Annotated in this window: 23 protein-coding genes and 8 tRNA genes; 12 read left to right on the top strand and 19 right to left on the bottom strand. The window is 42.1% G+C overall.

The features are described 5' to 3' along the window. Positions 1-214: 214 nt before the first annotated feature. Positions 215-514, top strand: a complete 300-nt coding sequence (locus ACPZ3T_RS29700) for a hypothetical protein (RefSeq protein ID WP_490277530.1) — start codon at positions 215-217, stop codon at positions 512-514. 1,016 nt (positions 515-1,530) lie between these two features. Here the strand turns inward: ACPZ3T_RS29700 and ACPZ3T_RS29695 are convergent. Then, a complete protein-coding gene (locus tag ACPZ3T_RS29695) occupies positions 1,531-1,959 on the bottom strand; it encodes a hypothetical protein (RefSeq protein ID WP_490277529.1) in 429 nt (142 codons plus the stop codon). A 410-nt stretch (positions 1,960-2,369) separates the two neighbouring features. Here ACPZ3T_RS29695 and ACPZ3T_RS29690 point away from each other — a divergent pair, with 410 nt between their 5' ends. The 6 genes from ACPZ3T_RS29690 (at position 2,370) to ACPZ3T_RS29665 (ending at position 5,860) form a co-directional block, all read left to right on the top strand. Continuing rightward, complete coding sequence (locus tag ACPZ3T_RS29690) at positions 2,370-2,522, top strand: hypothetical protein (protein ID WP_490277528.1); 153 nt, start codon at positions 2,370-2,372, stop codon at positions 2,520-2,522. 62 nt (positions 2,523-2,584) lie between these two features. After that, the gene (locus ACPZ3T_RS29685; RefSeq protein WP_490277527.1) at positions 2,585-3,385 is read left to right on the top strand and encodes an antirestriction protein ArdA; all 801 of its coding nucleotides are present in this window, start codon (positions 2,585-2,587) and stop codon (positions 3,383-3,385) included. Between the two features lie 302 nt (positions 3,386-3,687). After that, positions 3,688-3,861 carry a hypothetical protein gene (locus tag ACPZ3T_RS29680; RefSeq protein WP_490277526.1) on the top strand — a complete coding sequence of 58 codons (174 nt, stop codon included), beginning with the start codon at positions 3,688-3,690 and terminating at the stop codon, positions 3,859-3,861. 165 nt (positions 3,862-4,026) lie between these two features. Next, the gene (locus ACPZ3T_RS29675; protein WP_490277525.1) at positions 4,027-4,749 is read left to right on the top strand and encodes a hypothetical protein; all 723 of its coding nucleotides are present in this window, start codon (positions 4,027-4,029) and stop codon (positions 4,747-4,749) included. Positions 4,750-4,872: 123 nt separating this feature from the next. Continuing rightward, entirely contained in the window at positions 4,873-5,109 is a 237-nt protein-coding gene (locus ACPZ3T_RS29670; RefSeq protein ID WP_490277524.1) for a hypothetical protein, read from the top strand. A gap of 10 nt (positions 5,110-5,119) precedes the next feature. Beyond that, positions 5,120-5,860 (top strand): ERF family protein, encoded by a 741-nt coding sequence (locus ACPZ3T_RS29665; protein ID WP_490277523.1) that lies wholly within the window; start codon positions 5,120-5,122, stop codon positions 5,858-5,860. 382 nt (positions 5,861-6,242) lie between these two features. Here the strand turns inward: ACPZ3T_RS29665 and ACPZ3T_RS29660 are convergent, their stop codons facing one another. Both ACPZ3T_RS29660 and ACPZ3T_RS29655 read right to left on the bottom strand, forming a co-directional pair. After that, on the bottom strand, positions 6,243-7,019 hold the full coding sequence (locus tag ACPZ3T_RS29660; protein WP_490277522.1) for a hypothetical protein: 777 nt from the start codon (positions 7,017-7,019) through the stop codon (positions 6,243-6,245). A 442-nt stretch (positions 7,020-7,461) separates the two neighbouring features. Next, entirely contained in the window at positions 7,462-8,022 is a 561-nt protein-coding gene (locus ACPZ3T_RS29655) for a thermonuclease family protein (RefSeq protein WP_490277521.1), read from the bottom strand. Between the two features lie 91 nt (positions 8,023-8,113). On the opposite strand from ACPZ3T_RS29655, the gene ACPZ3T_RS29650 reads away from it, so the two are divergent. The 3 genes from ACPZ3T_RS29650 (at position 8,114) to ACPZ3T_RS29640 (ending at position 11,790) form a co-directional block, all read left to right on the top strand. Then, entirely contained in the window at positions 8,114-8,776 is a 663-nt protein-coding gene (locus ACPZ3T_RS29650; protein WP_490277520.1) for a hypothetical protein, read from the top strand. A gap of 73 nt (positions 8,777-8,849) precedes the next feature. Continuing rightward, positions 8,850-10,160, top strand: coding sequence for an O-antigen ligase family protein (locus ACPZ3T_RS29645; RefSeq protein ID WP_490277519.1), 1,311 nt, complete (start codon positions 8,850-8,852; stop codon positions 10,158-10,160). A 379-nt stretch (positions 10,161-10,539) separates the two neighbouring features. Beyond that, positions 10,540-11,790 (top strand): hypothetical protein, encoded by a 1,251-nt coding sequence (locus ACPZ3T_RS29640; RefSeq protein WP_490277518.1) that lies wholly within the window; start codon positions 10,540-10,542, stop codon positions 11,788-11,790. Here the strand turns inward: ACPZ3T_RS29640 and ACPZ3T_RS29635 are convergent. Together ACPZ3T_RS29635 and ACPZ3T_RS29630 are read right to left on the bottom strand one after the other, a co-directional pair. Then, on the bottom strand, positions 11,771-12,694 hold the full coding sequence (locus ACPZ3T_RS29635; RefSeq protein ID WP_490277538.1) for a TolC family protein: 924 nt from the start codon (positions 12,692-12,694) through the stop codon (positions 11,771-11,773). The two genes, ACPZ3T_RS29640 and ACPZ3T_RS29635, sit on opposite strands and share 20 nt — an antisense overlap. Then, on the bottom strand, positions 12,648-13,895 hold the full coding sequence (locus ACPZ3T_RS29630) for an HlyD family secretion protein (RefSeq protein WP_490277517.1): 1,248 nt from the start codon (positions 13,893-13,895) through the stop codon (positions 12,648-12,650). The genes ACPZ3T_RS29635 and ACPZ3T_RS29630 overlap by 47 nt, the downstream gene beginning before the upstream one ends. Before the next feature lie 396 nt (positions 13,896-14,291). Between ACPZ3T_RS29630 and ACPZ3T_RS29625 the strand changes: the two genes are divergently transcribed. Continuing rightward, entirely contained in the window at positions 14,292-15,044 is a 753-nt protein-coding gene (locus ACPZ3T_RS29625; RefSeq protein ID WP_490277516.1) for a PEP-CTERM sorting domain-containing protein, read from the top strand. 191 nt (positions 15,045-15,235) lie between these two features. Here the strand turns inward: ACPZ3T_RS29625 and ACPZ3T_RS29620 are convergent, their stop codons facing one another. Genes ACPZ3T_RS29620 through ACPZ3T_RS29605 form a run of 4 tightly spaced genes read right to left on the bottom strand, consistent with a single transcriptional unit; the run spans position 15,236 to position 19,027 of the window. Beyond that, positions 15,236-16,318 carry an ATP-binding protein gene (locus ACPZ3T_RS29620; RefSeq protein ID WP_490277515.1) on the bottom strand — a complete coding sequence of 361 codons (1,083 nt, stop codon included), beginning with the start codon at positions 16,316-16,318 and terminating at the stop codon, positions 15,236-15,238. Between the two features lie 38 nt (positions 16,319-16,356). Then, the gene (locus tag ACPZ3T_RS29615; protein WP_490277514.1) at positions 16,357-17,400 is read right to left on the bottom strand and encodes a metal-dependent hydrolase; all 1,044 of its coding nucleotides are present in this window, start codon (positions 17,398-17,400) and stop codon (positions 16,357-16,359) included. Beyond that, positions 17,400-18,362 carry an AAA family ATPase gene (locus tag ACPZ3T_RS29610; RefSeq protein ID WP_490277513.1) on the bottom strand — a complete coding sequence of 321 codons (963 nt, stop codon included), beginning with the start codon at positions 18,360-18,362 and terminating at the stop codon, positions 17,400-17,402. The genes ACPZ3T_RS29615 and ACPZ3T_RS29610 overlap by 1 nt, the downstream gene beginning before the upstream one ends. A gap of 11 nt (positions 18,363-18,373) precedes the next feature. Beyond that, positions 18,374-19,027, bottom strand: a complete 654-nt coding sequence (locus ACPZ3T_RS29605; protein ID WP_490277512.1) for a hypothetical protein — start codon at positions 19,025-19,027, stop codon at positions 18,374-18,376. A 154-nt stretch (positions 19,028-19,181) separates the two neighbouring features. On the opposite strand from ACPZ3T_RS29605, the gene ACPZ3T_RS29600 reads away from it, so the two are divergent. Next, complete coding sequence (locus tag ACPZ3T_RS29600; RefSeq protein ID WP_490277511.1) at positions 19,182-19,412, top strand: hypothetical protein; 231 nt, start codon at positions 19,182-19,184, stop codon at positions 19,410-19,412. 23 nt (positions 19,413-19,435) lie between these two features. Here the strand turns inward: ACPZ3T_RS29600 and ACPZ3T_RS29595 are convergent, their stop codons facing one another. The 10 genes from ACPZ3T_RS29595 to ACPZ3T_RS29550 all read right to left on the bottom strand — a co-directional run bounded on the left by ACPZ3T_RS29595 (position 19,436) and on the right by ACPZ3T_RS29550 (position 22,246). Next, positions 19,436-20,350, bottom strand: a complete 915-nt coding sequence (locus ACPZ3T_RS29595; RefSeq protein ID WP_490277510.1) for a ParB/RepB/Spo0J family partition protein — start codon at positions 20,348-20,350, stop codon at positions 19,436-19,438. Further along, the gene (locus tag ACPZ3T_RS29590; protein ID WP_490277509.1) at positions 20,337-20,978 is read right to left on the bottom strand and encodes an AAA family ATPase; all 642 of its coding nucleotides are present in this window, start codon (positions 20,976-20,978) and stop codon (positions 20,337-20,339) included. Before ACPZ3T_RS29590 ends, ACPZ3T_RS29595 begins: the two co-directional genes overlap by 14 nt. A gap of 604 nt (positions 20,979-21,582) precedes the next feature. Further along, positions 21,583-21,656: transfer RNA gene (locus tag ACPZ3T_RS29585), tRNA-Ala, on the bottom strand. 5 nt (positions 21,657-21,661) lie between these two features. Then, a tRNA-Arg gene (locus ACPZ3T_RS29580) sits at positions 21,662-21,737 on the bottom strand. Between the two features lie 9 nt (positions 21,738-21,746). Continuing rightward, positions 21,747-21,820: transfer RNA gene (locus ACPZ3T_RS29575), tRNA-Leu, on the bottom strand. Positions 21,821-21,826: 6 nt separating this feature from the next. Then, positions 21,827-21,902: transfer RNA gene (locus ACPZ3T_RS29570), tRNA-Lys, on the bottom strand. Between the two features lie 4 nt (positions 21,903-21,906). After that, a tRNA-Leu gene (locus ACPZ3T_RS29565) sits at positions 21,907-21,984 on the bottom strand. 5 nt (positions 21,985-21,989) lie between these two features. After that, a tRNA-Leu gene (locus tag ACPZ3T_RS29560) sits at positions 21,990-22,063 on the bottom strand. Between the two features lie 3 nt (positions 22,064-22,066). Beyond that, positions 22,067-22,164: transfer RNA gene (locus tag ACPZ3T_RS29555), tRNA-Pro, on the bottom strand. Between the two features lie 4 nt (positions 22,165-22,168). Continuing rightward, positions 22,169-22,246 (bottom strand) — tRNA-Leu (locus ACPZ3T_RS29550). Between the last annotated feature and the right edge of the window lie 5 nt (positions 22,247-22,251).

Here is a 22,251-nt window from a genome sequence, read left to right as displayed (position 1 = left end):
CCCTTTGGGGGAACGCTCAATCGCCGCAGGGCTACCCCGGCTTTCTCAGGATGGCTACGTGCGTCAAGGGCGAGAGCAAGTGGCGGAAAGCTGTTACTACGTATTTATATCTGGGGACACCCCAGACCCCGATCCGCCACCCTTGACCCACTCCGCTTGAAGAAAATAGCCGGGGTGTTTCCTGGTTGGTCTTTTCGCTTGTGAGGTTCGGTCTATGCGTTCAGTTCCATTTGAGTTGGTTTCTGGTTTGGCTGGTGATTTTGGTGCAGTTGATTGTTTCTGGCGGGAGTCTGACAGTTCTTTTACTGGTTTCGTGGCTGAGGTGTGGTTTGAGTCGTTGCCGCGTGAGTTTGCTGTGCGGTGGGCTGAGGTGGTCGGTTACTCGGTCAAGGTGCGTTGTGTTTCTGCGGGGCCTGCTCGTTTTGCTGTGCGTGTTCCTGTCGTTGTGCCAGTTGGTCAGGTCAGGTTGGGTTGGGCTAGTCGTGGGTCTAGGGTTGAGTTAGTTTACAGCTAGTTCGTTGGGGGCTTTTGCTCCCTTTTTTTGGGGTAAGAGCGATCGCTTATCTATGAGAAAAACTGCTCGATAAGCTCCATAGATAAATTTCTTAGAGGAAAATTTTAGATAAGCTCTGACAAATATTTCAGCTTAGTTGCATAGTTAAAAACGTTCCGTTCCCGGCGTTCCGTTGCGGGGGCAGGGGCTTGAATCCGAAAAATCCTGCACTTCGTTGATAGACCCCGCCGCCCCTGCATCCCTCCACTACACTCTGGTCACTCCACAGAGGATAATGTTACTTCGTAGTTGTTATGTTTTTTGTCTGCTGTCACAAAGCATACTCATTTGATGCGGAAGACTCGGAAACAGCAGCCAAAAAACGGTGCAAAAAAAGCAGCGATTTTTCAGTATATCACCTGCGCTCGTCCTCTGAATGAGGAGGAGAAATCCACTCGTGAGGCCAAGCCGCTCCGGTGATGGAAAAAATCTTGGGCTGCTTTTTTTGCGGGAGGAAGAAATGCAGAGAAAGAGAAAGGAGAGGTAAAGGTATCTCGGCGGCTGTTGCTTCTGTCGGTGTGCCACTGGTGGCCGATTTTTCGTGTAAGACAAGTAGCACTCGCCCCGGCTGCGCCGGGGCAAGACAGGCTTAAATTATAGTTATTATAGCGTGTCTACGTGCTATAATAATGATTATTGCAAGCTTTTCACCATGCTTTCAGCTATTTTCTCGCGCTACACCTGCTTTGGTTTCTCTGGTTCTCGTCGCTGGGGTTCTTCCCCTGCTCCCTTGTCTGCGGCGGCGGCGGCTGTTCCGGCTGGTTCTCGTGTTGTGGTTGGGTGTGCGCGTGGCGTTGACGAGTTCTTTCGGCTGGCGTTTCCATCTGCTGAGGTGTTCGCCGTTTCTTCTGGTGTGTGGGGTGTTGGTCGTGGTGCTTTCGCTGCCCGTTCTGTTGCCTGCGTTCGCGCTGTTGCTAGTGGCGGCGGGTTGTGGGTGTCGTTCCCAGCTTCCTGCTGCCCTACTGGCCTCGTTCCCTCTAGTTCTCAGTCGCGCTGTTTTTCCGGCCGCGGTTCTGGGTCTTGGGCTTCTCTTGCTTTTGCCCTTGGGTCTGGTCTGCCTTGCGTCGTGTTTTTGGGGTCGCTGCCTGTTCCGGCTGGCTGGGGTCTGTTCCCGCTTCCTGGCTTAAAAGGCTGGTTTGGTTGTTCTCAGGTTGTTGGCCAACCGTCGCCGGTTCAGTTGCAACTGTTTTAGCTTGGGTGGCCTCATACCGTTCTATCTTTTCAGCGATCGCCTCACGCACAAATTCAGGGTAATCTTTCCCCAAAGTTTTTAAAAACTCCATAGTTGATGGTGTCAGCCTCACAGTGATTTTTTCGGTCAAAGGCTCATCACCTTTGGGCTTAAACTGATGCTTTTCTAGTTCTGGGTTTCCTCCCGGTCTGCCACTGCTTAAAGTTCCTGCCATTGTTATTACTCTTACGTTGCCGCCACATTATAGCGTGTCTACAAATTAAAATTTCTGTAAAGATTGCTTTGAGCTAGTTCATTATAGCGTGTAGACAAGCTATAATGAACTTATGGCACAACACAAGGTATTCGACCAATGATTACAGCAGATAGCAATATTACAGCAGTTTCGATCTACAACCCACACACGCAGACATGGGGGCAAATAACCGGGGCTTGCTTAGAAGATGGCCAATTACGATTGATTTGGGTATCGGATGATAAAAGCCAATTTTGTTTAATGGCTACTGATACAGTTCAAACACTTTTCAAATCATTTAATATTGCACCTTTCTAATTAATCTCTGCGATCGCCTAACTCAAGCGATCGCTCTCCTTTTATCCTCTAAGAATTTTGCAAATGTATCTATGCTGAAATTTCAGGCTGATTTCATCGATACAGAAGGCAAGCTAAAAATCGTTGAATTTGAGTTTCAACAAGCAACAGTAAACGATTACCAACTCAGGCAAATTATTGCCAAAGAATTACCAGGATGGCAATTACTTAGTATTTGGTACTAGCTCTAAAGCGATCGCTCTTTCCCTTCATTTCCTCGCTTGATTTTAAAAGGTATCTGACCACCATGCAATTAGTTTTTAATTCTGAATCAGAAGCCCTATCTGTGGCTGAACAACTTTATAACGTGCAGCAGGTAGGTAAAATTTTAATTCCCGAAACTAAGACAATTGATTATCAAGCTTTAGAATTGGCTGTTAAATTAGCAGGTGTCAATTTTCCTAGTTTCAGCTTTCCCATTGTTAGCAGTTTAAAATGTCGTCTACCATTTCCCAGAGATGAGAGAGAATGCAGCGATGAAAACACCCCTAAAATTTATGTGGCTTGCTTATCTGCATACAATAACGGGCATTTACACGGGCTTTGGATTGACGCAACCCAAGACCCAGAAGACATAGAAGATGATATTAAATGGATGCTTTCATGGTCGCCAGTTGCGGATGATGAACCGTGCGAGGAATACGCGATACATGATTATGAAAACTTTGCTGATTTCTCATTGCGTGAATATGAAAGCTTGGAATATATCAGCAAATTAGCCCAGGTACTAGATGATGCCGACGACCCCGACGCGATGTCAGCTTGGCTCAATTATGCAAAAGACCCAATTCATGATCCAGATATTGAAAAGTTAGCTGAAGAATTTAGTAGTTATTACTGTGGACACTGGGAGTCAGAGAGAGATTTTGTTTTAAAATCTGACGAAATTGAAAATATGTATAACTGGTCAGAGTTTGAGAAGAAATTTCTGTTTTGGTCGCAGCATATTGATTGGGATTCTGTAGCGCGTGAGTTATTTATCCAAGGCTATGATTCTGTAAAAGCTTCACCTCATGGCGTTTATGTTTTTCGTGAGTATCACGGCTAGTTAATATCTGCGTTCGCTTCAAATTCCTATCCAATGAGAATTTACGACTCAACGCTACTCAGCACACGCAAGATTTACGAGATTAGAGGAACTTTTTACAGATTCCTCTACAGAGAAGACAACATTAACTACATTTCACACCCACAATACAAATTTCGACCACTGCCAGGGCAACGCAAAAGAACTGATTTAATCATTGGCCACAAAAAACTAACTTCAACTTGCTACGAGGTTGAAGGAGCTACTATTCACAGCTACATCAACCAAGAATACATCCAATTATCAATTTTTGATTTACTACCATGAAAAAGAAAAAGCAGCAACAACAAACCCTTGTCGAAAAACTGAACGATTTAATTTCTGAAATTCAGCAGATAATCAATGATGAAGATGACGAAAATGTAAATCAATCATTTATTGAATATCTAGACTTTGCTGTTCAAAATTTAGAAAGTGCAGTAGAAGAAATTGAATAGTTTTGCACAGCGATCGCACATTCCAGGCGATCGCCACTCTTGCTGCTGTAGATATCGCTTTTCTTTTCCTCTAAGAATTTATGAAATTTGCGTAAATTTCTTTATTATAGCTTGTCTACACGCTATAATGAATTATATAAACCTTAGAAAAAGGTATCCGACCAAATGACACGTTTCTCTGCCAAAGCCCATATCAGACCTAATTACAACTATTCTAATTTTCATAAATCCTTGCTACATGAAGATAATAGCGAGGACTACGCATTACGCCATATTTACAGCCTAGAAAATACTAAATCATTATTACAAAAATGGGGATGGTCGGCAGAGGAAATTAAAGCTGGGATTGATTATGCCACTATTGATGTATATAAGAATTGTGTTTATATTCACATACCAAATAAAATTGTTAAGGAATATAAAACCCCTGCTCCTCACACTACAGTAAAAAAAATCAGAGGCTTATCACGCTTTGTTTCTAAAGCTGATTTTGTAGAAGTTTTAATCAGTCGTTCTTGGGTGAAAGCTGACCCCTACAAATTGCAGCCGGGCGATAACTGGGATGATTTAATTGCTCGTGGCAACACAGGCGAATTTTACGAGCTTAAACTGTGCAGATACGAAGTAACTTGTACTTGTCACGCCTATTCGGGATTAGAAAAAGCTTTTAACCAGGATGCAGTTGCTAGCAAATACCTGATGCTTCACTCAACTGCACAGGGACAAATCCCAGATAAGCATATATTTGCAGTGTGGAAGTATCTTGGCTGTGAAACTTTGCGCCAGTATGAATACTGCTGGCTCGAACGCAAGGAAGCGGCTATGAAAGAGCAAGCATGGCAATTTGAACCTGAGCCAGAACGAGACACAGAGTTTGCAGACTGGTAAACATTAAACTGGCCGCCAGCCCACAGCCATAAGAGAGGGTATTAATCGGGGCAGGTATCCGACCAAAGATATTTTCCCCGATTCGCCAAGATGGCCATTTAATCATAGCAAACAGGTGACTTTATGAGTAACGAGGAACTAAACCAATTAATTAACGCTGATTACCCAATACCTGATCCAGCTTGGTGCTATGCCCAAATTTGGACTCACTCTCAGGAAGCAGCAGCCCAGTTGCAGCAGCTTCTTCAATATATGGGACAGCTAGAAAACGCAACGGCTGAAACTGACTCAGAAATTAAGGCCAAGTTAGACGCTATTGGCCAACGCCTAAATACAGCACGTAGATTGATGGATTCGTAGTTAATCCGCGATGCCTAACGGCAAGGCTAACGCCAATGCACCTATAAAATTTTCCTCTAAGAATATGACAACGCAAACACCACAACTCAATGCAGCCTTGGCCAAAGCTAAAGCCGAAATACCCGCTATTTTGGCCAACAGAAATGTAAAAATTCCTACTAAATCTGGTAGAGAGATTAATTTTACATACGCTGAACTTGAAGAAATTACACCTAAAATTACACCTGTATTGTCAGGCTTTGGGCTAGCGATCGCTCATCAGATGATGTTAATAGAAACTAGATATTGCTTAGTTTCGAGCCTCAGACATGAAAGCGGCGAACAGATTGATTCTGTTTTTCCCCTCCCTGGCGATTTTAATGATGCCAAGGAGCTTGGTGTACAGATTAGTTACGGTAGAAGGTATAACACCCTTTGTTTACTGGATATTACCGTAGTTGATAGTCAAAATTGGGAAGAGGTTAAGCGAAAGATAGGTAAAGAAATTAGACAGGAAGCTGGCCTTACTCAAAAGCCTAAAGAAAAGCCCGGCTCAATTTTGCATGATATGGCTGGTGTATCGGGTGTACAGACCATATCTGAAGGGCAGGTAAAAAGGCTGTGGGCGATCGCAAGGAATGAGTTACACCTATCAGAATCAGATGTGAAATCTGTGCTGGCAGGATTTCAACTTGAACGCACTGCTGATATACCTACGAGCAAGTACGACGCTGTAATCGAATCTATGAAAAACTACGCGACCAAATTTTGATAGTCAATGAAAGGAGTGTCGCAGTAAACAACAGTTAACCCTGGCTAATAACTAACCAGGGTTTTTAAAGCGCGTTTTTGAGTCTGCTTGCAAGTATTTCAATGCTTACTCAAAAACGCGCAATGGGGCGGATGGTGCAGGGATGGGATGGGTTGGCGTGAGTGAGGAGGGGGTGGTGAGGAGCTTCGACGAAACCACCGCCGACGAACGAGCAATTTTATCGTGAGATGTTCGATAAGCTTTCTTTCATCCTAGCTAATTTATCCTCTAAGAAAATTTCACTCCTGTGGTCTTACTGTAGAGACTTTACAGCAGAAAAAGGTTGACTGTGTGAACCCTTCACTAGACACAATGAAGGATTTGTGAGTTTTATTGATGGTTTTTAGGAAACTTTTTCTAGCTCTTTTGCAGTGGATTTGGAGTTTTTTAGTTTGCGCTGAAGGGTTGAAGCTGCGCCGAGTGTGCTGAGGGCTAAGAGGGATAATACGGAGGTAGGTTCAGGTATGTGTTCCCACTCAACTTCTACAGGACCAACTTTTACTCTTTTAATCCTTTTTTCGTTAGCATAGTAAAAACCAGCAAAAGAACCTTCTTGGACTTCTCCGTATCCAGAAAAAACTAAATCTTCCAGTAAATCTAAAACTAGAGAATCTGAAGAAGAAGAAACCAACAATTGACCGACAAAATTTCCCAATGTCAGACTTTTATCCACACTCGGTTGACCTATAAAACCTATATTATTTGCTGTTAAAATATCATTATTATTTTCCGTACTAGGTTCAATCAAATTGAAAGAAGGAAGCTTAGACCTTTGGACAATAGTCATAGGAAGTGGCTTAAGTCCAAGAGTAGTTAAAAAGGAAAAATTCACCAGGTTATGTTCAGTGATTATAACTTCTCTCATGTTAAAATCAATTAACATAGAACTAATTTTTTCTGGGTTATTAGAATAGATAATCTCACCAGTTTCTATTAAGCTTCCGTTTAACTGCAACTCTACACCAGAGGTAAAACCTGAGTAAGATATGAAGGGAATTTCAACAGAACCAGTTACTTTACGAGTTCCATCATCAGTGGTTGAAAAAGCAATCACTGACGGTTGAAAGGTTATAGATATAGCTCCAACCGCTAAAATTGAGCTTACAGTTGTTTTCAGCATAAAATGTATCATTCACAACAACACTAGTTAATAATAAAGGCGACTTAAAACCGTATATATAATACTCTAACCGCTACAATCAGTCCATTGTTTAGGGGCAAGTTAGTTTTGGAGCCTGATTTAGATCCATAATCGAAAAATTTCAGGGGACGGAGGCTATAAGCTAGGTTGAATAACGGTTTATCGATAATGACATATTCCTTAACGTACAATTTTCCCGTTTTGGGTGCGACACGATACGCTTGCAAGATAGTTGCTAACGCCAACTGTGCTGGTGGTACTGGTGGATACCCTTTTGGAGAATCTGCATACAACTTGCTCAGTTCTTCTTGAAATTCCTCACTATTACTGAATCGGTGTTCTAGTGGGTGCAGACTCCAAAATTTTAAATTTGTGATGGCTGTTCAGCCCACTCAAAAGCCATAACTCGGCACAGTGGGTTTTATCTACTGCGCTGCTCTCTTCTATAATCCCAAGGCTTTTGATAATTCCCTGACCATACACCAAGCTTTTTAGATTTAGCGATCGCTTCCCCATTCTCCAAAGCTATTTTATTGGGGCATTTCCCCACATATTGTTTATATAAAAAAGCATTGCCAGATGATAGTTGTTCCTCATTCCAAAATTTTTCAATTTCGTTGTTATTTGGAGGTGAAGAAAATACTTCAGCGACAAGGCGACCATAGCGATCGCTCTCCACTGGTACAATCGATACTTGCCCCCCTACTTCCTTCGATAATCTCTCTAAATTCGCCTTTGATTCTTTACCTAAAGGCTGGGCTTTTTCAGGTGCATCAATTCCGCACAGGCGAATTTTTCTCTCTTGTCCTGTACGGCGGACAGTGATAGTATCACCATCCGACACCTTAATAACTTCCCAACTTTCTGCTATTGGTACGGTGGGATTATTGGCATACAGTCTGCCGCATCCAGAAATAGCAGTAATTGCACTTAATAAAATTACAATATAAATTTTTGTTTTGTAATGTAATACAAATTTCATAATAATTTCCTACTTAATTTCAACAATTATCAAATCGATAAGGCTTTTTCTAAGATGTGTGCAGCGTAATCGATTGTCAATATTGAGTGTTATGAAAAGAGTAAAAAGTATTTTCGCTTTAGTTTTAGGTGTAGGTGCGTTAGCGTCAGCTTTGCCGTTAGGCATCGCTAGTTCTATAGCTCCAGCCTCGGCAATTCCTTACAATGGTGAGACTGTATATAAAGTAACTAGCAATGGGCAAACAACGGTTTATATTTCCGGCACTGCCAACGGAACTGCATCCGTAGCCCTTGGCTATGTAGACCGCTTTAGCTCACGCGTCGCTGGCGCGTGTGGGGAAATCAGATTAAGTGCTTCCAGCGTGGGGATGACTCCAACTATTCAAGTAGCAGGCACTACAGTTACATTAGCTTCCCTACCTACTCAACTTTTACCAAGCTGTACTAATGGCAGCTTTGTAGAAGCCAGAAGCCAAAACTTCAAAACCCCTGCTGGTGATGTGGTGATTGTTAACCAGACTCCAGGCTCAGCAGTATTGTTAAACGTACCTAGAGACACAAATAAAAATGTAAGAATTAATGCTTGTGGTTACGGTACATTACGCAATACTTCATCATTTAGCATTCCTGCCACTTTTTCAGTAAATGGTTTAGAGAAAACACTTTCCACTCTTCCAGATGCGGGTAATGCACCTCGTTGTACCAGTGGAGTAGGATACGTACCAGCTTCTTGGTCTGGTGGCAGTGGAACTTAATAATTTTTGGCTAAATTAATCAACTATAAAAGATTGAGGTTGAGTATTTTTAGCCTCAGTCTTTTATGAATATATGAATAAATTAATCAGCATACTTTTCTGCTTTAGTGTCATCCTCATCAATCCCTTGGGTATAGATAGAGGAATGATTTGGACTCAGCCCAAAATTTTAGCCCTACAGTTAATTACCATACTTAACTTATTAATAGTTTCTCAGGAATGGAAATTATTAAAAATTTCTAAACTCTGGAAAATAGCCACTTTTTTGTGGGGAATATTTCTATCAATTGGGCTAATCACCACAATTTACAGCCCTCTCCCCCTGCGATCGCTACTCGGACAATCCACTATGAAAAGTGGGCTTTTATATTATGGATTAATTGCTATCTTCACCCTGAGTAATGCCCTGGTGGTGAAGCTTAAGCCAGAGGTGGTAAAAGCGCAGATTCAAGGCTTATTAATTGGTAGTGGAATTTTAGCATTGAGCATCTTTCCCCAGATGTTTAATTGGCAGATTGACTATACAGCTACATCTGGTCAGTTAATCAGAGATAACATTCTTAAAAGCACCATTTTTCAAGGACATCAACCAATCGGGCTTTATTCCCATAGAGGCCATGCTGCCTTTACCCTGGCGGCGGCTGGTGTAATGGCGTTGGTGGCATATCAAAAAAGATGGATTAAGATTAATCAGTTTTTGCTGTATGTGGCTGTTGTCTTACCTGCTTTAATCTTTACCCAGACTAGAGCAGGTTTACTGGCTTTGATTATTGCTACTGCATATCTATTAGGAAGGAAGCACTATAAAGTGATTGCTGTGGGTGCGATCGCTTCCATCTTAATCATTAGCATTCTATCCACAAATAGAAATATTAATAATCTCCCAATCATGAAGCAAATCACTTCAGATAGAATCATGCTTTGGGAAATATCAACTAGAAGAATTAATCAGCGTCCCTTGCTAGGATGGGGCTTTGATGGCTTTGAAATAGCATTTCCCTATCAACCAGATGGGAAGATGAAAACTCAGCCTACCCCCACAAGTAAAGCTCATAATTTAGTATTAGATTCTGCTGTGTCAGTGGGAATAATAGGTACAGCAGTTTATTTGATTTTAATAGGCTTTACTTTGTATCTCGTATATAAATCATCAATGGCAGGTATGACAGCAGTTGCGATCGCTTATCTCACCTATACATTTACATGGTACGAATGCGCCCAATTTACTCATATATTCTGGTGGAGTTTATCTTTCTTTAATTATGAAAAAAATGTTAATAATATTTCTATTAATACTTGGTCAATCCTCAGCCTTGGCTCAGTGGTCTCCCGAATTAGAGAGAGAGTTTCAGCAGCGAAAGCGCGAATATTTAGAAAATTTTGAATCTGGTAAGTATGGAAGTACGGCGTATGAGTATGAGAAAAATTCATATCCCAAAGCCATGATTGATTTTCTTAGAGGAAATGGGGAAACTGCGATCACTTTCCTTCAATCCGATGATGCACATTCCTCTAAGAATCAGCACACATTAGGAATAGACTTTTATTCAGGATTTACTCTAAAAGGTCAGATTAGAAAATACTTTGGTTTTGGTCAATTCCTCAGCCCTAGCTACAGATTAAGGATGAGGGACGCAATGCAACTTTTCACCAAAGTTGACCCGCTAACTAAACATTTCTCAGAACCTAGAAAATTTTGGGAAAATTCACAGGATAACTGTACCAGTTGGATTGATTGCAGGAATACTGACAACCTTCGGGCTATGCGTGAAACATCAGCTTACTTAATGGCTGAGGAAACTGGAAACGAGCGTACGCGGCAAATCTATAAAGAGAGAATAGGGCATAGGGTGCGATCGCTCTATATGATTGGTCAAGGTGAATGGGATAGTCCCGTTTACCTTGGTCACACAATCACCAGTTATATTAATTTGTATGATTTTGCTAAGGATGAGGAAGTGAATGCGACGGCTAAAGCTGCCCTTGATTGGTTCTTTATCACCGGTGCTTTAAAATATTGGCGCGGTGGATTTGGGGGAGCTAATAAGCGTGATTATGGTAATGGTAATTGTGCGTGGTGTTCTGGTGCAGCCCAGACGTTAGGGTTATATTTTGGAGACTCACCAGTTAAGGATGTTAGTCAAAATCCTGATTTAGTTCATTTGATTACTAGTAGTTACAGACCACCCGCCGCATCTGTAGCACTAGCGAGAAAACAGTTTACTAAACCTCTGGAACTGTTGAACTCAAAACCGACTTATGAGAATTGGAAACCAGGGGGAAGTGACAAACCACAGTTTTATGAAACTCTGTATTTTGGCCACAGCTTCCAACTGGGGACGCTAGCACAGGGTAGCGGCGGGGATTGGAACGGATTTAAATTGATGTCCTACAATCCACGTCGGGGCGTTGACTACTTTATCCCTACATCCTCATCAGGTAACAATGCTGTAGGTCAGTATCAGAATCTAACAATTTGGCTGAATGATAAGGCTGCACCGTTCCAGTTTTTCTTACCCAAGTCTGCACAAGTAGAGTTTCTTAGAGGAAAAATGTTTGTCAGACTTGAGAAAACATGGTTGAGCGTAGCACCCATCAATTTAGAATTTGGTGTAACTAAGGATGCAGCAAACTATCCAGATGACCAGATTTTAACTGCCACTGCTACCGATTCTAGAAGGATGAGCGGCTTTGCTTTGGAAGTAGGCGAGGCTGAAAGTCATCTAAGTTGGGAGAACTTTAAGCGGTCAGTGTTGTTAAATTCTAAATTGAAATTTAATAATAGGACTGCTCAATATTTTTCCTCTAAGAACGCTACATTGAAAGTACAACATCAGGGGCAAGAGTTACCAAATGTTTGGCGCAACAGAAAGCCTCATGATTGGCGATTTCATTATGATATTTACCGCAGTGACAATACCAAACTGAACAAAGCCCCCATTTACCAAGCTTGGAAAGATGGGAAGCTAGAAGTAATTGCAGGGGGACACCATTTTAAATCTCAGCATCCTTGATGGTGAGAACCAGGAGTTTAAGTTTAAATAATGACCGTCTCATCTTCGCCCAAGCTCTATATGTTTGGGCTTTAGTGTTATCTAAAGAGTTTTGTCTTGTTAGATAAGTTTCTGTGTCTGAATTTCCTCGTCTGTAACGGATTTCAAATACTTTAAACTGATCAATTGCCCTACTCGCTACCACCTGAGAGGTTTGGTAATCAGTACGTGATTCATCAAACTCAACTAATAACTCTGTAACCTTGGAACGAATTGTATCAGCTAACTGCGCTCTGTTTCGCTGCAATTCTGCCACCTTAATCTGTAAATCACCAATTGCGATCGCATTCCTTTGCGCGTCAGCATTTCCGCCCTGTGTGCCTTGAAATAGCGGAACTCCAATGATATTTAATAAGCCATTTATTATCCCAGTGTCACCACGAAAAATGGCGGCGATGTTGTCAACTAGTCCATTTCCCTTTTGTGGTTCTCCTGCTGTGGGAGTTGGCCCCAATAAATATTGCAGTGCTGGGGTAAGGATGGCTAATTGAATTGATTTCTTGTTTCTGGCCTTAGCTTCATTGATGCGCTCGTTGGCCTCGTTAATTCGGGCATCGATTTCTTTGAGTAAAGGCGATTGTGTAATAGCTCTATCCTGCAATTGCTGCAAACATACCGCCGAAGTTTCCAAGCAGGGAAGACCACCGCGCAGCAGCCGCCACATATCTTCGTTAAATTCTCTCTGAATAATTGCATCGATGCTGGGTTTGTTAAATGGGTTTTGCTCAGGCTTAGGAATCTGCGCGTCAGCATCTTGATCCACCTGTGGCGCGTCTTCCGGTGCAATTTCCTCCTGTGGCTCTTTCTCCTCCTGGGGTTCATCTTCTGGAGTTGGCGGGGTTTTTGTTGGTGGTGCTACTTTGATTGGTACTGGTGGGGGTGACTGTGCTTGTACTTCCCCTATTTTTAAGGGAAATAGGAGTAGGGCTAATAGTAATAGTCGTGGTATATTTTCCATCACGTCCCACCCAAGGCTTAATTCGCCTAATGTAGCCATGCCTGGGGCTTCTCACCATCGGGATTTGTGCGAGTTTATCCTCGATGGTGGTCAGTGAAATATTAAGTTGTGCTAACTGGTAATCCCTGTCTCTTATAGCCTGAGCGTACTGCTGCTGTTGCCTTGAGTATTCCTGTTGAGTTTGATTCTCTTGTTGCTGCTGTCTCGCTTCGTTCAAGTTGGCATCATATTCTGTAAGTTGACGGCGGTTTTGAGCAGCAATGAGGCGTGATTGGGCTACCTCTAAATCAGATTGCGCCAGTCTCACATTTATTTGAAGCTGCTGCAATTCTTGCTGCTGGAGTATTGCCGATGTGTTGAGTTTGGCTTTGGCTTGGTCGAGTGTTGAATTAGCCTGATCCATTTCTGAGCGCAACTGTTTTAACTTAGCTTCCTCATGGTGCAAGATTGTATCTTCCAGCCTCATATCTCTCATAGCCAGAATTAATTGCTCTTGCTCCTGCACTTTTTGGTTAGCAATCTGTAACCCTGCCTCTGCCTTCTCCGCCTCTGCCCGTCGTTCTGGGTTGTCAGATTTCAGAATAATTGTCCGCGTCTCCAGGAGTGCGATCGCTTGATTTAACCTCAACTTCGACTGAGCGATCGCTGCCTTTTCCTCTGAGAAAATGGCTGGTGGTAATTGCTTTAATCCTAATGGCTTTGTAGGTTTAAAAGGTTCGGGAATAGCTTTAGATTTTAAATTATCAATTTGGAGTGTGACAGATTTTTTCTGTTTGGATAGGCGATCGCGCTCTGTGGAATTATCTGATATTACATCACCTTGCTTGATTTCTTGACCAACTCGAACCTTTAAGAATGAGGGATTATCCACAGTTATACTCATTCTTAGAGGACGATTTTGTTGTAATAGTGAGTTTGCAGAATCATACTCTAATCCCTCATCCTCCTCAGTTCGCGTAGCGTCTCGGAGAGAGGGATTTTTTGTATTTGTCACCTCACTTTTAGCAGCAATTACAGGCTGATTTTCTGGGGTACTTCTTGCCAAGAAAATTAATGCAATCAGCCCGACACATATATAGATATATAAATTATTGCTAAATTCTTTCATAGAAAGGTTTGATTTTAGTCTTTTCTCCTATAATTCCCACAGCTAACCGAAAACTTAGTCTATGTAGCTCAAGTCTTTAGTATCAAAACTAGTTCTTGTGTTGGTTTTATGGTGAAGTATTAAAATCGCAGTTTTATAGAAAGTCTAAAAAACTTAAAATCCAATCACAACAATTAATACAATCTACAATTAGGTTTTTCTATTATTTTGTTCCCTAAAATGAATGTGCCTTGAACGAATCGCACCTCATTTTTTCGTTCAAAGCACAATGAACTCAAGACTAAAGAGCCTCGCAATTTTTATATAAAAATATTAATTAAAATTAATGTTTTTATATGCCTTTGTGTTTTAAATTAAGAATGCAAATTGTGTTATTTAGTGGGTAAAAAATAATTTATGATAAAAACTAATAAATTCAAAAGTATTTTCATTTATTTTTCTGTAGTTTCTTTTGTGTTTTTTCCAAGAAATGCTGATGCTGTCAGTCTGATAGGAATTAACTTGGATCTTAATATAAACGTAATAAATGTTCCTGTTAATATTACAGCAGCCAGCCATCCTCAATCACCCGTAAATGTTACTTACATGGAAAGTGATTTTGACTTCATGCTTACTGTTGAAACTAATGCTAATTTCAATCCCGAAAAAGATTATAGATTTCAGATTGCAAATGACAAACTTTGGAATTATAGTTTTACTTTCGATTACGCAAATGGATTTTTTGAAGATGAAAGCACTTTTGCATTAAATGGAACTATCTACCACAATGTTAAACCTAGAGGTGATGAACATGATAGTGACCGAGATACAGGCAACCAATTCCGAGTTTTATTTCCTTCCTTTAATTTAGAGACATCACTAACAGATTCTAGATGGAAGAATAATACAATTGTCTTCGATCCACTCACTACGCCAAATCAAGTGGAACACCAACCAACTCATAGAGATGTATACTATACTAATCGCCTAACAATTACAAGAGACTCAAGTGAGAATGAGGAATTAGATACGTTTGTTTATGTCCTTGAAGGAAAGCATGAATCACAGCCTGTTCCCGAACCCGCCACTATATTTGGTAGTCTGATAGTTGTAGGCTACGGTCTATACTCCAAACGCAAAATCAACTTGTTTAAATCAAAAGAGATATAAAAAATCTCATAAGTAAGTAGATGCAAATAAACCGAACTATATAAATAGTTTAATTACGCTGAACTTCTTAGAGATTAGCAATAAATTATACAATAGTCCTTTCATTTATTGGAAGGGCTTGTTTTTGATTTATTTATATAATTCCGAAATATAAATTGGCAGACACCACAAAAAATAAATTTATCTATTATTTAAACTCTTTCATAAAAAGGCTTTATCTTAGTATGAAATCCATCGTTATCCATTCTGATTAAAGCCTCTAACGGTTGTAGATTAGCGATTAAGTTGACTGCAAATCTAAATCTTCGTGCAACCTTAGTAACTTCTACTTGATCTACTCCGAGAACCATCTTAGTTGAGGAATTGGCAAGAACAGTATTAGAAATATCTGAATCCATTTGACTAGCAACGATTATTCCTAATCCAAATTTTCGCGCCTCACTGGTGATTTTCTCAAGTGTATGGGATGATTTAATTTCTTTTACTTCATCTAGTAGAGCATAACAGCGTGGAACTCTACCATCAATTTCGCCCATCAACTTGTGACTGTCGAAAAGCTGTTTTAAGAGGGTTTCTGCTGCGATCGCACTCAACCCTGGTACTTTAGATAATGCAGATAAATCAAATCTGACAACAGGGAAATTCATTGATGGCTGAGGCTTACTAAAAATTCCGTATTTGAAAGTAGCGGCTAGTTTTAAAAGTAACTTACCTGAATCCTTACAACCATCTTCTACCCGACTTTGCAGTTCACTTTCTAAGTCAGCAAAGGTAGGTGGTTCTAGCGTCCAGGTTGATTGATTTTTTTGAAAAATGCCTTTATTTTCATAACAGGTTATAAAAGCATTTAAGACTAAGCCTTCTTGGTTGTCTCCCATCTTTAAAGACTTTCTCAGGATAGATGAGACAGCGATCGCTTGTAAATCCGGGCCACCACCTTTTGGATCTAAATCAAGGACTAATGGATTTAGCCCATGTGGTGATTCAGCATTAAGAGAGTAACAAACTTCTCCAGGTAATTCCAAATCTCCATGAAAATCGGAAATCACTATTTTAATTTCAGGAAACAATAACGGTAATTCGTGAGCAAGTGCTTTAAGTGTCTGAGTTTTACCACTTCCAGAAGTTCCGAGAATAACAACATGACCGTTGCGAAGCTTGGCAGGATTCCACCAGACTTTATCACCTAGTAGAATACCGTCTGTTGATGATTCTGTATTAACTTTTTTAGTCTGGTTAGGTTTAAGGGTTTGGGTTGGTAGTGGTTTAGGCATGGGGATTGGGGGGATAGGGGTGTAGGGGTGTAGGGGTATTACTGGCTGGTCGTGTTGATGATTCTTACCTGTAATTGACCTGTGGCGAACTCTTCACCTAACTTACTTTGCACAATTGTCAGGGGTGCAGCTTCCAGGGTAACTGTGCTGTCAGATGCCCGAATGTAGGGGAATTGATAAGGGTCGCGTGGTAACGTCACGCCGTCAAGGGTGTCAAAGGATAACTGTCCAGATATAAATACCATTGCCCCAGTGCGGTTAAATTTTTCTAGTGCTGCTCCTATCGGTTCATCCTCTAAGAAAATGGCTTCAATATTAGTGATGGCTGGGCGACCCACATCAGCTGTAATTTCCTCTAAGAAAATTTGGGCATCCGGTTCAGTCGAGGCTTTGTAAATTCTGTTGTCGTCAGACTGGACTAAAAAGCCTGTGCCTTGAGCCTGGATGATGAGAAATTGGCCAACAACTCTAGACCTGTCAGTTGTCCGAACTCCCTTGATATTGGCTTTGATTAAGTGCGTACTGCCAGATTCGTTATAGATTTTCTGCACACCTGACGGCGCAGCTATTAACCTGTTGAATTGAGTTAGCAGTCCACCAGAATTATTGATATTGAAGGTAAATAGAGCGATCGCAATCAGTAGCACCAATACAAAATACTCAGCATTGCTGCCAGTCCTTAATCGTAAATCACGATTACCAGGGCAGACGCACCGCACCGGGGAAGGCCAGAACATTTCCACACCACCGCGAGTAAACACGTCTGCAAACCAGCCAAAGAAGTAGCCAATATTCAAGGCGTGAACGAGATTGATAAAACTGGGATTTAGTAGCACTGCACTATAGCCGACAATGGCGATCGCACTACTAGCAACTAAACTATGAGTACAACTTCTATGGGGCATTCTGGTTTCAAAGAACGTACTCACCCAAGGCAGAACACGACCCGCAGGCGAAGTGGAAATGTCGATGTCTGGGAGAAGTCCAGCGATCGCACCTACAGCAATAACAGCCGGGTTAGCTGTCCCAAGTAATAGGCTGGTAGCAGTGCCACTAATTAGGAGATGGGAGATACCAAGCATTAGCGGATTCTCCTATCTTCACGCGGTAAGTTGTACAGTAGGCGGGAAAGTCCAAGGAATACAGCCGCCGCAATACCTCCAAATATATAGAGTGCTTGGTCATTAGTACCTAGCCCAATGAAGCGCATAATTACGAAAGCAATACCTGCCAACAAAATGAGAGGCGTGATGTCAAAGTAACGGCGGTGGTCAGCACCCTCTATTTCCAAACCAAGATATTCCTCATCTACAGCTCGTGTTGCCAGCATGGGATTTCCCCCGGCGCGCTCTTGCAGTTTGGCAAGTTCCGAGGGTTTAAGTTGAATTTCCCTGTCTGCGGCTGCGGCTACCATGATTTCCCTAATCGCGTACTCCGGCAGGGGCTTTAATTCAATACGCGGGATATTGATAAAGATGTCGGTGCGGGGTGGGTCTGTAGCCAGCAATAGCATTGGTACATTACTCCGGCGCAACTGCTTAAGCCACATCCTAAATTTAGTGTCGCAACTGTGAGCATCATCCACGATGAGAAATGCTGTGTTTTCCTCTAAGAATTGGGCGATCGCTCTTTTTAATTTGTCGGCTGTTAATGATTTTCCCTCCAGGTCTTCAGTTGCAATATCAAACTGATGGGCAATTTCAAGTAACATCTGCTTGGGTGTCGCCGGCTCGATGAACGCCACAGTGAAACCATCGGCTTGAAGTTTCTCAACTACTGCACTAGCTAGTACAGATTTACCGCTACCATCTTCACCAGCTATGAGAATTGCACCATTAGCGAGTAGTGATGCTGTAGTCCGGTTGAGTTCGGCTTGTCGGTAAATTTTAAATTCCCCAGGCGCGGTTATTTCGTCAGTTGTGTCTGGGTCGTTTTTCTTAGAGGAAAATTTAGGGAGCATGGCGAACAATCCGCTAATCCCCAAAGCTGCTAAGGATAAGGGGTTTAGTCCGTTGAGAGCGATCGCCGTTCCTGTAAAGGCCATTCCTAAGAATTTCAGGCTACGTTGATAGAACCCATTGCCATATTGATCAATGAGTCCGCGTATGCGAAAGGGTCAACACCTGGCATCTGTCCAGACTCCTTGATTTTGGCTTTTAGCTCATCTGGTAGCAAGTCAGGATTTTCAATAAAGTGTCTGGCTAGTATGTTTTCAGCTATGAGTGTACCAGCAGCTTTACCCTGTGCAGATTGTACGATAGCGGCAACATCGTTAACTTGTTCTGAAGACTGTGGTCGCTTTTGTTGAGGTGCGTAATTTGGGGCGGCAATCTGCTGAGTCTGAGTAGCCACTGTCAGAGTAGTTGTAGGTGTCGGCTGCTCGTCCTCAGTTTCAACTGGCCCCGATGGCGGCGGTACTGGGTAGCCTTCCATCTTTCCGGTAGTTTTAATGTGGTCGTGCAGCCCGTCCATGTGTGTTATCTGCTCGGCATCCAGATAAGCTTTCTTGCCTATCTTCCAGGTAGTTATCTTCAGATATTTCATCCGATTGTATAAAGGATCTCTGCCTATGCCATATTTTTTTTGTAATTCTAATATAGAAATTTTAGAAAAATTATCAATATTTTGTCTGTCGTCTGCCGGATTGTCTGCCGACTGTAGGCTATTGTCTGGTGTGCTGTCTGCCAGATTTACGCTGTTGTTCTCCATACTGTCTGCCATTAGTATCAAACTATCTGGTTACTTTTAAAACCATTGTCTGCTGGACAGTACGGCATACACTACCGGATAATCACGAGTTGTCTTGTGAAGTTTTACCAGACAATGGGAGTGTAATCACACAAAAAATCAGGAAATTATACTTATGTCGGAAGTTGAAAACTTAGGCGTGACTGTAGAGGAATATTTAGAGGGATTAGCCGCAGGCATTGATATTTTGGAATTGAAGCGGTTAGAAGCAAGTGGTATTCCCACAAATTTGGCTTTAGAATTGATGGCGATTATGCCAAAAGTAGTTGATGGTACTGCTACTCCTGAAGAAGTTGTCCGAGGACTGATGATTATGTCACCATCTCTTAGAAAGCAAATTGAATAGTGAGAGAGAATTACCACATTACTTCACTTTAAGTTGTCATCTTCTATCAGTGCCTTTAATTGAGCCAACAGTTTTTCTACTTTCGCTTTTTTCTTTGGGTCATCCCAGACTTGAGATTTTTTTAAGCGGCGAAAGGTTTCATCAGCTAGGTCTTTTATTGATGTTGGTTCTGATGCAGTCTGCTGCTCAAGTTCTTTGATTTTGCGCTTGATTTCGCTTAATGACAGATTGTAGGCGATCGCATCTTCTAAGAGTTCTTTCCTTGTCTGGTCATTTTTAACTCGTGCGATCGCTTTGGCTTTACTTGTCTCTAGTTTACCCTGGCGTAATACCTCTAAAATGTCACTGGGTAAATTGAGCAGTGGGAGACGATTGCTGATAAATGAATCTAGTTTAATGTTGCCGAGGGAGGTTAAAACTTCTTGCACTATAGTAATTACATCATTGCCAATAACGTTATTGGCAGAATTTCTACCACGTTGTTGATTTTGAATGTGATGCAGTAGTGGCGGTACTTCTGGGGGTTCAATCTTCAACTTGACAGCCAAAAGGCGCAAAACTCCATCTGTTTCTTCCAGGTCAGTGAGTGCTGAACGGGCAAAGTTTTCTATGAGGGCAATTTCTAGAGCATCTTCATCACTGAGAGAACGGATAACTACTGGGACTTGGGCTAGTTCCAGAATCTGGGAAGCTCTGTAGCGTTTTGCCCCTGCAACTACTTCGTGTTTGTCACTACCAGGAATGGGACGGACTAGGAGTGGTTCGAGAATGCCGTTTTTTCTGGCACTAGCAACAATTTTGTCTACTTCTTCTGGGTCGATGTAATACCGTAATTCATCTTTGGGCAGCACAATCAAACTTAGGGGCATAGTTGCCTTAGTCTGGTTGGTATCATCCCTAAAGATAAAATCTTCTACCATGCGTCTATCTCTTGCCATTGATTACCCCCAAGGCTTCGGTAAACAGTGCCTCAAAATCTTTGGCAGCGCGTTTGGCGGTTGCTCCCGGTAGTCCCCAAACAGTTGTGCCTTGCCCTGGCGCATCAGCAATTACCTGTAGGTCATATATCATCGTTTTTAGTAAAGGAAAGCCCGTATTTTTCTCTGATAAAGCTCTTTGGGCATCTTTGAGTAATACAGTTCCTTTTTTAGCTTGATTGAGGAATAAGCCAACATGGGGCATACCAGAGCGCAGTTCTCTTGCCTGCCGTAAAATCCTGACCATCTTTGATGTGCTGTGCATATCTAGACCTGCTGGTTTACAGGGTACTAGTGCTAGGTCACATCTAGATAAGATTGCCTTGGTTGTCTCACTCAGGCTACCTGGCCCGTCTACAACTACAGCATCATATTGTTCTGCCAATGCCGGAAGTTCATCAAACAAATCATCTGGGTCAATCATTGTTTTGCAGGGCAGTTGTAAATCTTTCATCCAGTTGGTGCTGCTTTGTTGTGCATCTGCATCTACAATCATCACTGTTCCCTGCTGGCTTAACCAATATGCCAGATGACCAGATACGGTAGTTTTACCTGCGCCCCCCTTCTGGTTTGTTAGCCCAATAATCATATTTTTTTTAAGTATGCTCAATGTACTATTGCGCTTGTATCTGTCGCAATTAATGTTCACTATTTATTTAGTTGCAATAGTATCAGTTTTTTTATTAGATGAGTTGTTTATTGATTCCGAAATTGCTAATGCCGAGGTGGTAGTAATTATCAGAATGGCAAATTATATATAACTTTTATAAATAACCAGGGGAATATAGCCCCACAAAAGCCCAGTCATAATAACTGGGTTTTTTGGTGGAGGTACAATAGATAATGCAGAGCAATCGGCATAGACGGTTTCTACGACGGGCTGCGCCTACTCATCTAGCCGTTCTCTTGGAAACTCTTGCTGGTATCAAACCAATGGAAACGTTAATCCACCAGGGAGGTACTGCCCCTCCTGTTACCGCGTTATCAGCACGGTGCTTCACTTTTTAGCCTCTGGTGGAAAGCGGAAGATGGAGGAATCGAACCCCTGGGTTTTACCCCACCCCGGTTTTCAAAACCGGTTGCCGACCATTTAGCGGCATCTTCCTTAAAGGGGTGTCTGACGGGACTTGTAGACGCTATCGACTAACTTCACTCTTTAGCGTCTCGACCACTTCGACTTTAGACACCATAAGTGGATACTGGTCGGATTTGAACCGACATCTTTCTGCTTGCAAGGCAGACGCTTTCCCAATTAAGCTACAGACCCATATTTGGCAGGAGTGGTAGGACTTGAACCTACATAAAACCGTTTAGAAGACGGTTGCCTCATCCATTAGGCGACACTCCCATAAATTGATACCCCTGACAGGATTTGAACCTGTAGAAAACCCGTTTTAAGCAGGTCATGTCTACCAATTGCATCACAGGGGCATTATTTGGTGGGTCGCCAGAGACTCGAACTCTGATCACTCCGCTTAAAAGGCGGGAACTCTAGCCATTGAGCTAACGACCCAAGTTGGTACTCCCGACAGGATTTGAAAGAGTAACAATTCCGTCCCTCAAACGGAAGCGTTTACCAATTTCGCCACGGGAGTATCAATACCCTTGGTGGGAGTTGAACCCACAAAATCTGGTTTCTAAGACCAGCACGTTTGCCAGTTTCGTCACAAGGGCAAATGGTCGGGATGGTAGGATTTGTAGCTTGCTTCTGCGGAGCAGTACCTACGACTCCTTGTCCCCAAAACAAGGCTTCTAGACCACTGAATTACATCCCGATATTGGTACTCCTGACGGGAATTGAACCCGCACACAGACTGTTTTTGAGACAGCCGCCTCTTCCAGTTGGGCTACAGGAGTATACA

Source organism: Aliinostoc maniaoense (genome assembly GCF_058172895.1).
This window is presented reverse-complemented; position numbering and strand designations above follow the sequence as displayed.

Coding starts and splice junctions, on each gene's coding strand:
- ACPZ3T_RS29700 (WP_490277530.1), top strand. CDS start 215: ATGCGTTCAGTTCCATTTGAGTTGGTTTCTGGTTTGGCTGGTGATTTT.
- ACPZ3T_RS29695 (WP_490277529.1), bottom strand. CDS start 1,959: ATGGCAGGAACTTTAAGCAGTGGCAGACCGGGAGGAAACCCAGAACTA.
- ACPZ3T_RS29690 (WP_490277528.1), top strand. CDS start 2,370: ATGCTGAAATTTCAGGCTGATTTCATCGATACAGAAGGCAAGCTAAAA.
- ACPZ3T_RS29685 (WP_490277527.1), top strand. CDS start 2,585: ATGCAATTAGTTTTTAATTCTGAATCAGAAGCCCTATCTGTGGCTGAA.
- ACPZ3T_RS29680 (WP_490277526.1), top strand. CDS start 3,688: ATGAAAAAGAAAAAGCAGCAACAACAAACCCTTGTCGAAAAACTGAAC.
- ACPZ3T_RS29675 (WP_490277525.1), top strand. CDS start 4,027: ATGACACGTTTCTCTGCCAAAGCCCATATCAGACCTAATTACAACTAT.
- ACPZ3T_RS29670 (WP_490277524.1), top strand. CDS start 4,873: ATGAGTAACGAGGAACTAAACCAATTAATTAACGCTGATTACCCAATA.
- ACPZ3T_RS29665 (WP_490277523.1), top strand. CDS start 5,120: ATGCCTAACGGCAAGGCTAACGCCAATGCACCTATAAAATTTTCCTCT.
- ACPZ3T_RS29660 (WP_490277522.1), bottom strand. CDS start 7,019: ATGCTGAAAACAACTGTAAGCTCAATTTTAGCGGTTGGAGCTATATCT.
- ACPZ3T_RS29655 (WP_490277521.1), bottom strand. CDS start 8,022: ATGAAATTTGTATTACATTACAAAACAAAAATTTATATTGTAATTTTA.
- ACPZ3T_RS29650 (WP_490277520.1), top strand. CDS start 8,114: ATGAAAAGAGTAAAAAGTATTTTCGCTTTAGTTTTAGGTGTAGGTGCG.
- ACPZ3T_RS29645 (WP_490277519.1), top strand. CDS start 8,850: ATGAATAAATTAATCAGCATACTTTTCTGCTTTAGTGTCATCCTCATC.
- ACPZ3T_RS29640 (WP_490277518.1), top strand. CDS start 10,540: ATGCGTGAAACATCAGCTTACTTAATGGCTGAGGAAACTGGAAACGAG.
- ACPZ3T_RS29630 (WP_490277517.1), bottom strand. CDS start 13,895: ATGAAAGAATTTAGCAATAATTTATATATCTATATATGTGTCGGGCTG.
- ACPZ3T_RS29625 (WP_490277516.1), top strand. CDS start 14,292: ATGATAAAAACTAATAAATTCAAAAGTATTTTCATTTATTTTTCTGTA.
- ACPZ3T_RS29620 (WP_490277515.1), bottom strand. CDS start 16,318: ATGCCTAAACCACTACCAACCCAAACCCTTAAACCTAACCAGACTAAA.
- ACPZ3T_RS29615 (WP_490277514.1), bottom strand. CDS start 17,400: ATGCTTGGTATCTCCCATCTCCTAATTAGTGGCACTGCTACCAGCCTA.
- ACPZ3T_RS29610 (WP_490277513.1), bottom strand. CDS start 18,362: ATGGCCTTTACAGGAACGGCGATCGCTCTCAACGGACTAAACCCCTTA.
- ACPZ3T_RS29605 (WP_490277512.1), bottom strand. CDS start 19,027: ATGGAGAACAACAGCGTAAATCTGGCAGACAGCACACCAGACAATAGC.
- ACPZ3T_RS29600 (WP_490277511.1), top strand. CDS start 19,182: ATGTCGGAAGTTGAAAACTTAGGCGTGACTGTAGAGGAATATTTAGAG.
- ACPZ3T_RS29595 (WP_490277510.1), bottom strand. CDS start 20,350: ATGGCAAGAGATAGACGCATGGTAGAAGATTTTATCTTTAGGGATGAT.
- ACPZ3T_RS29590 (WP_490277509.1), bottom strand. CDS start 20,978: ATGATTATTGGGCTAACAAACCAGAAGGGGGGCGCAGGTAAAACTACC.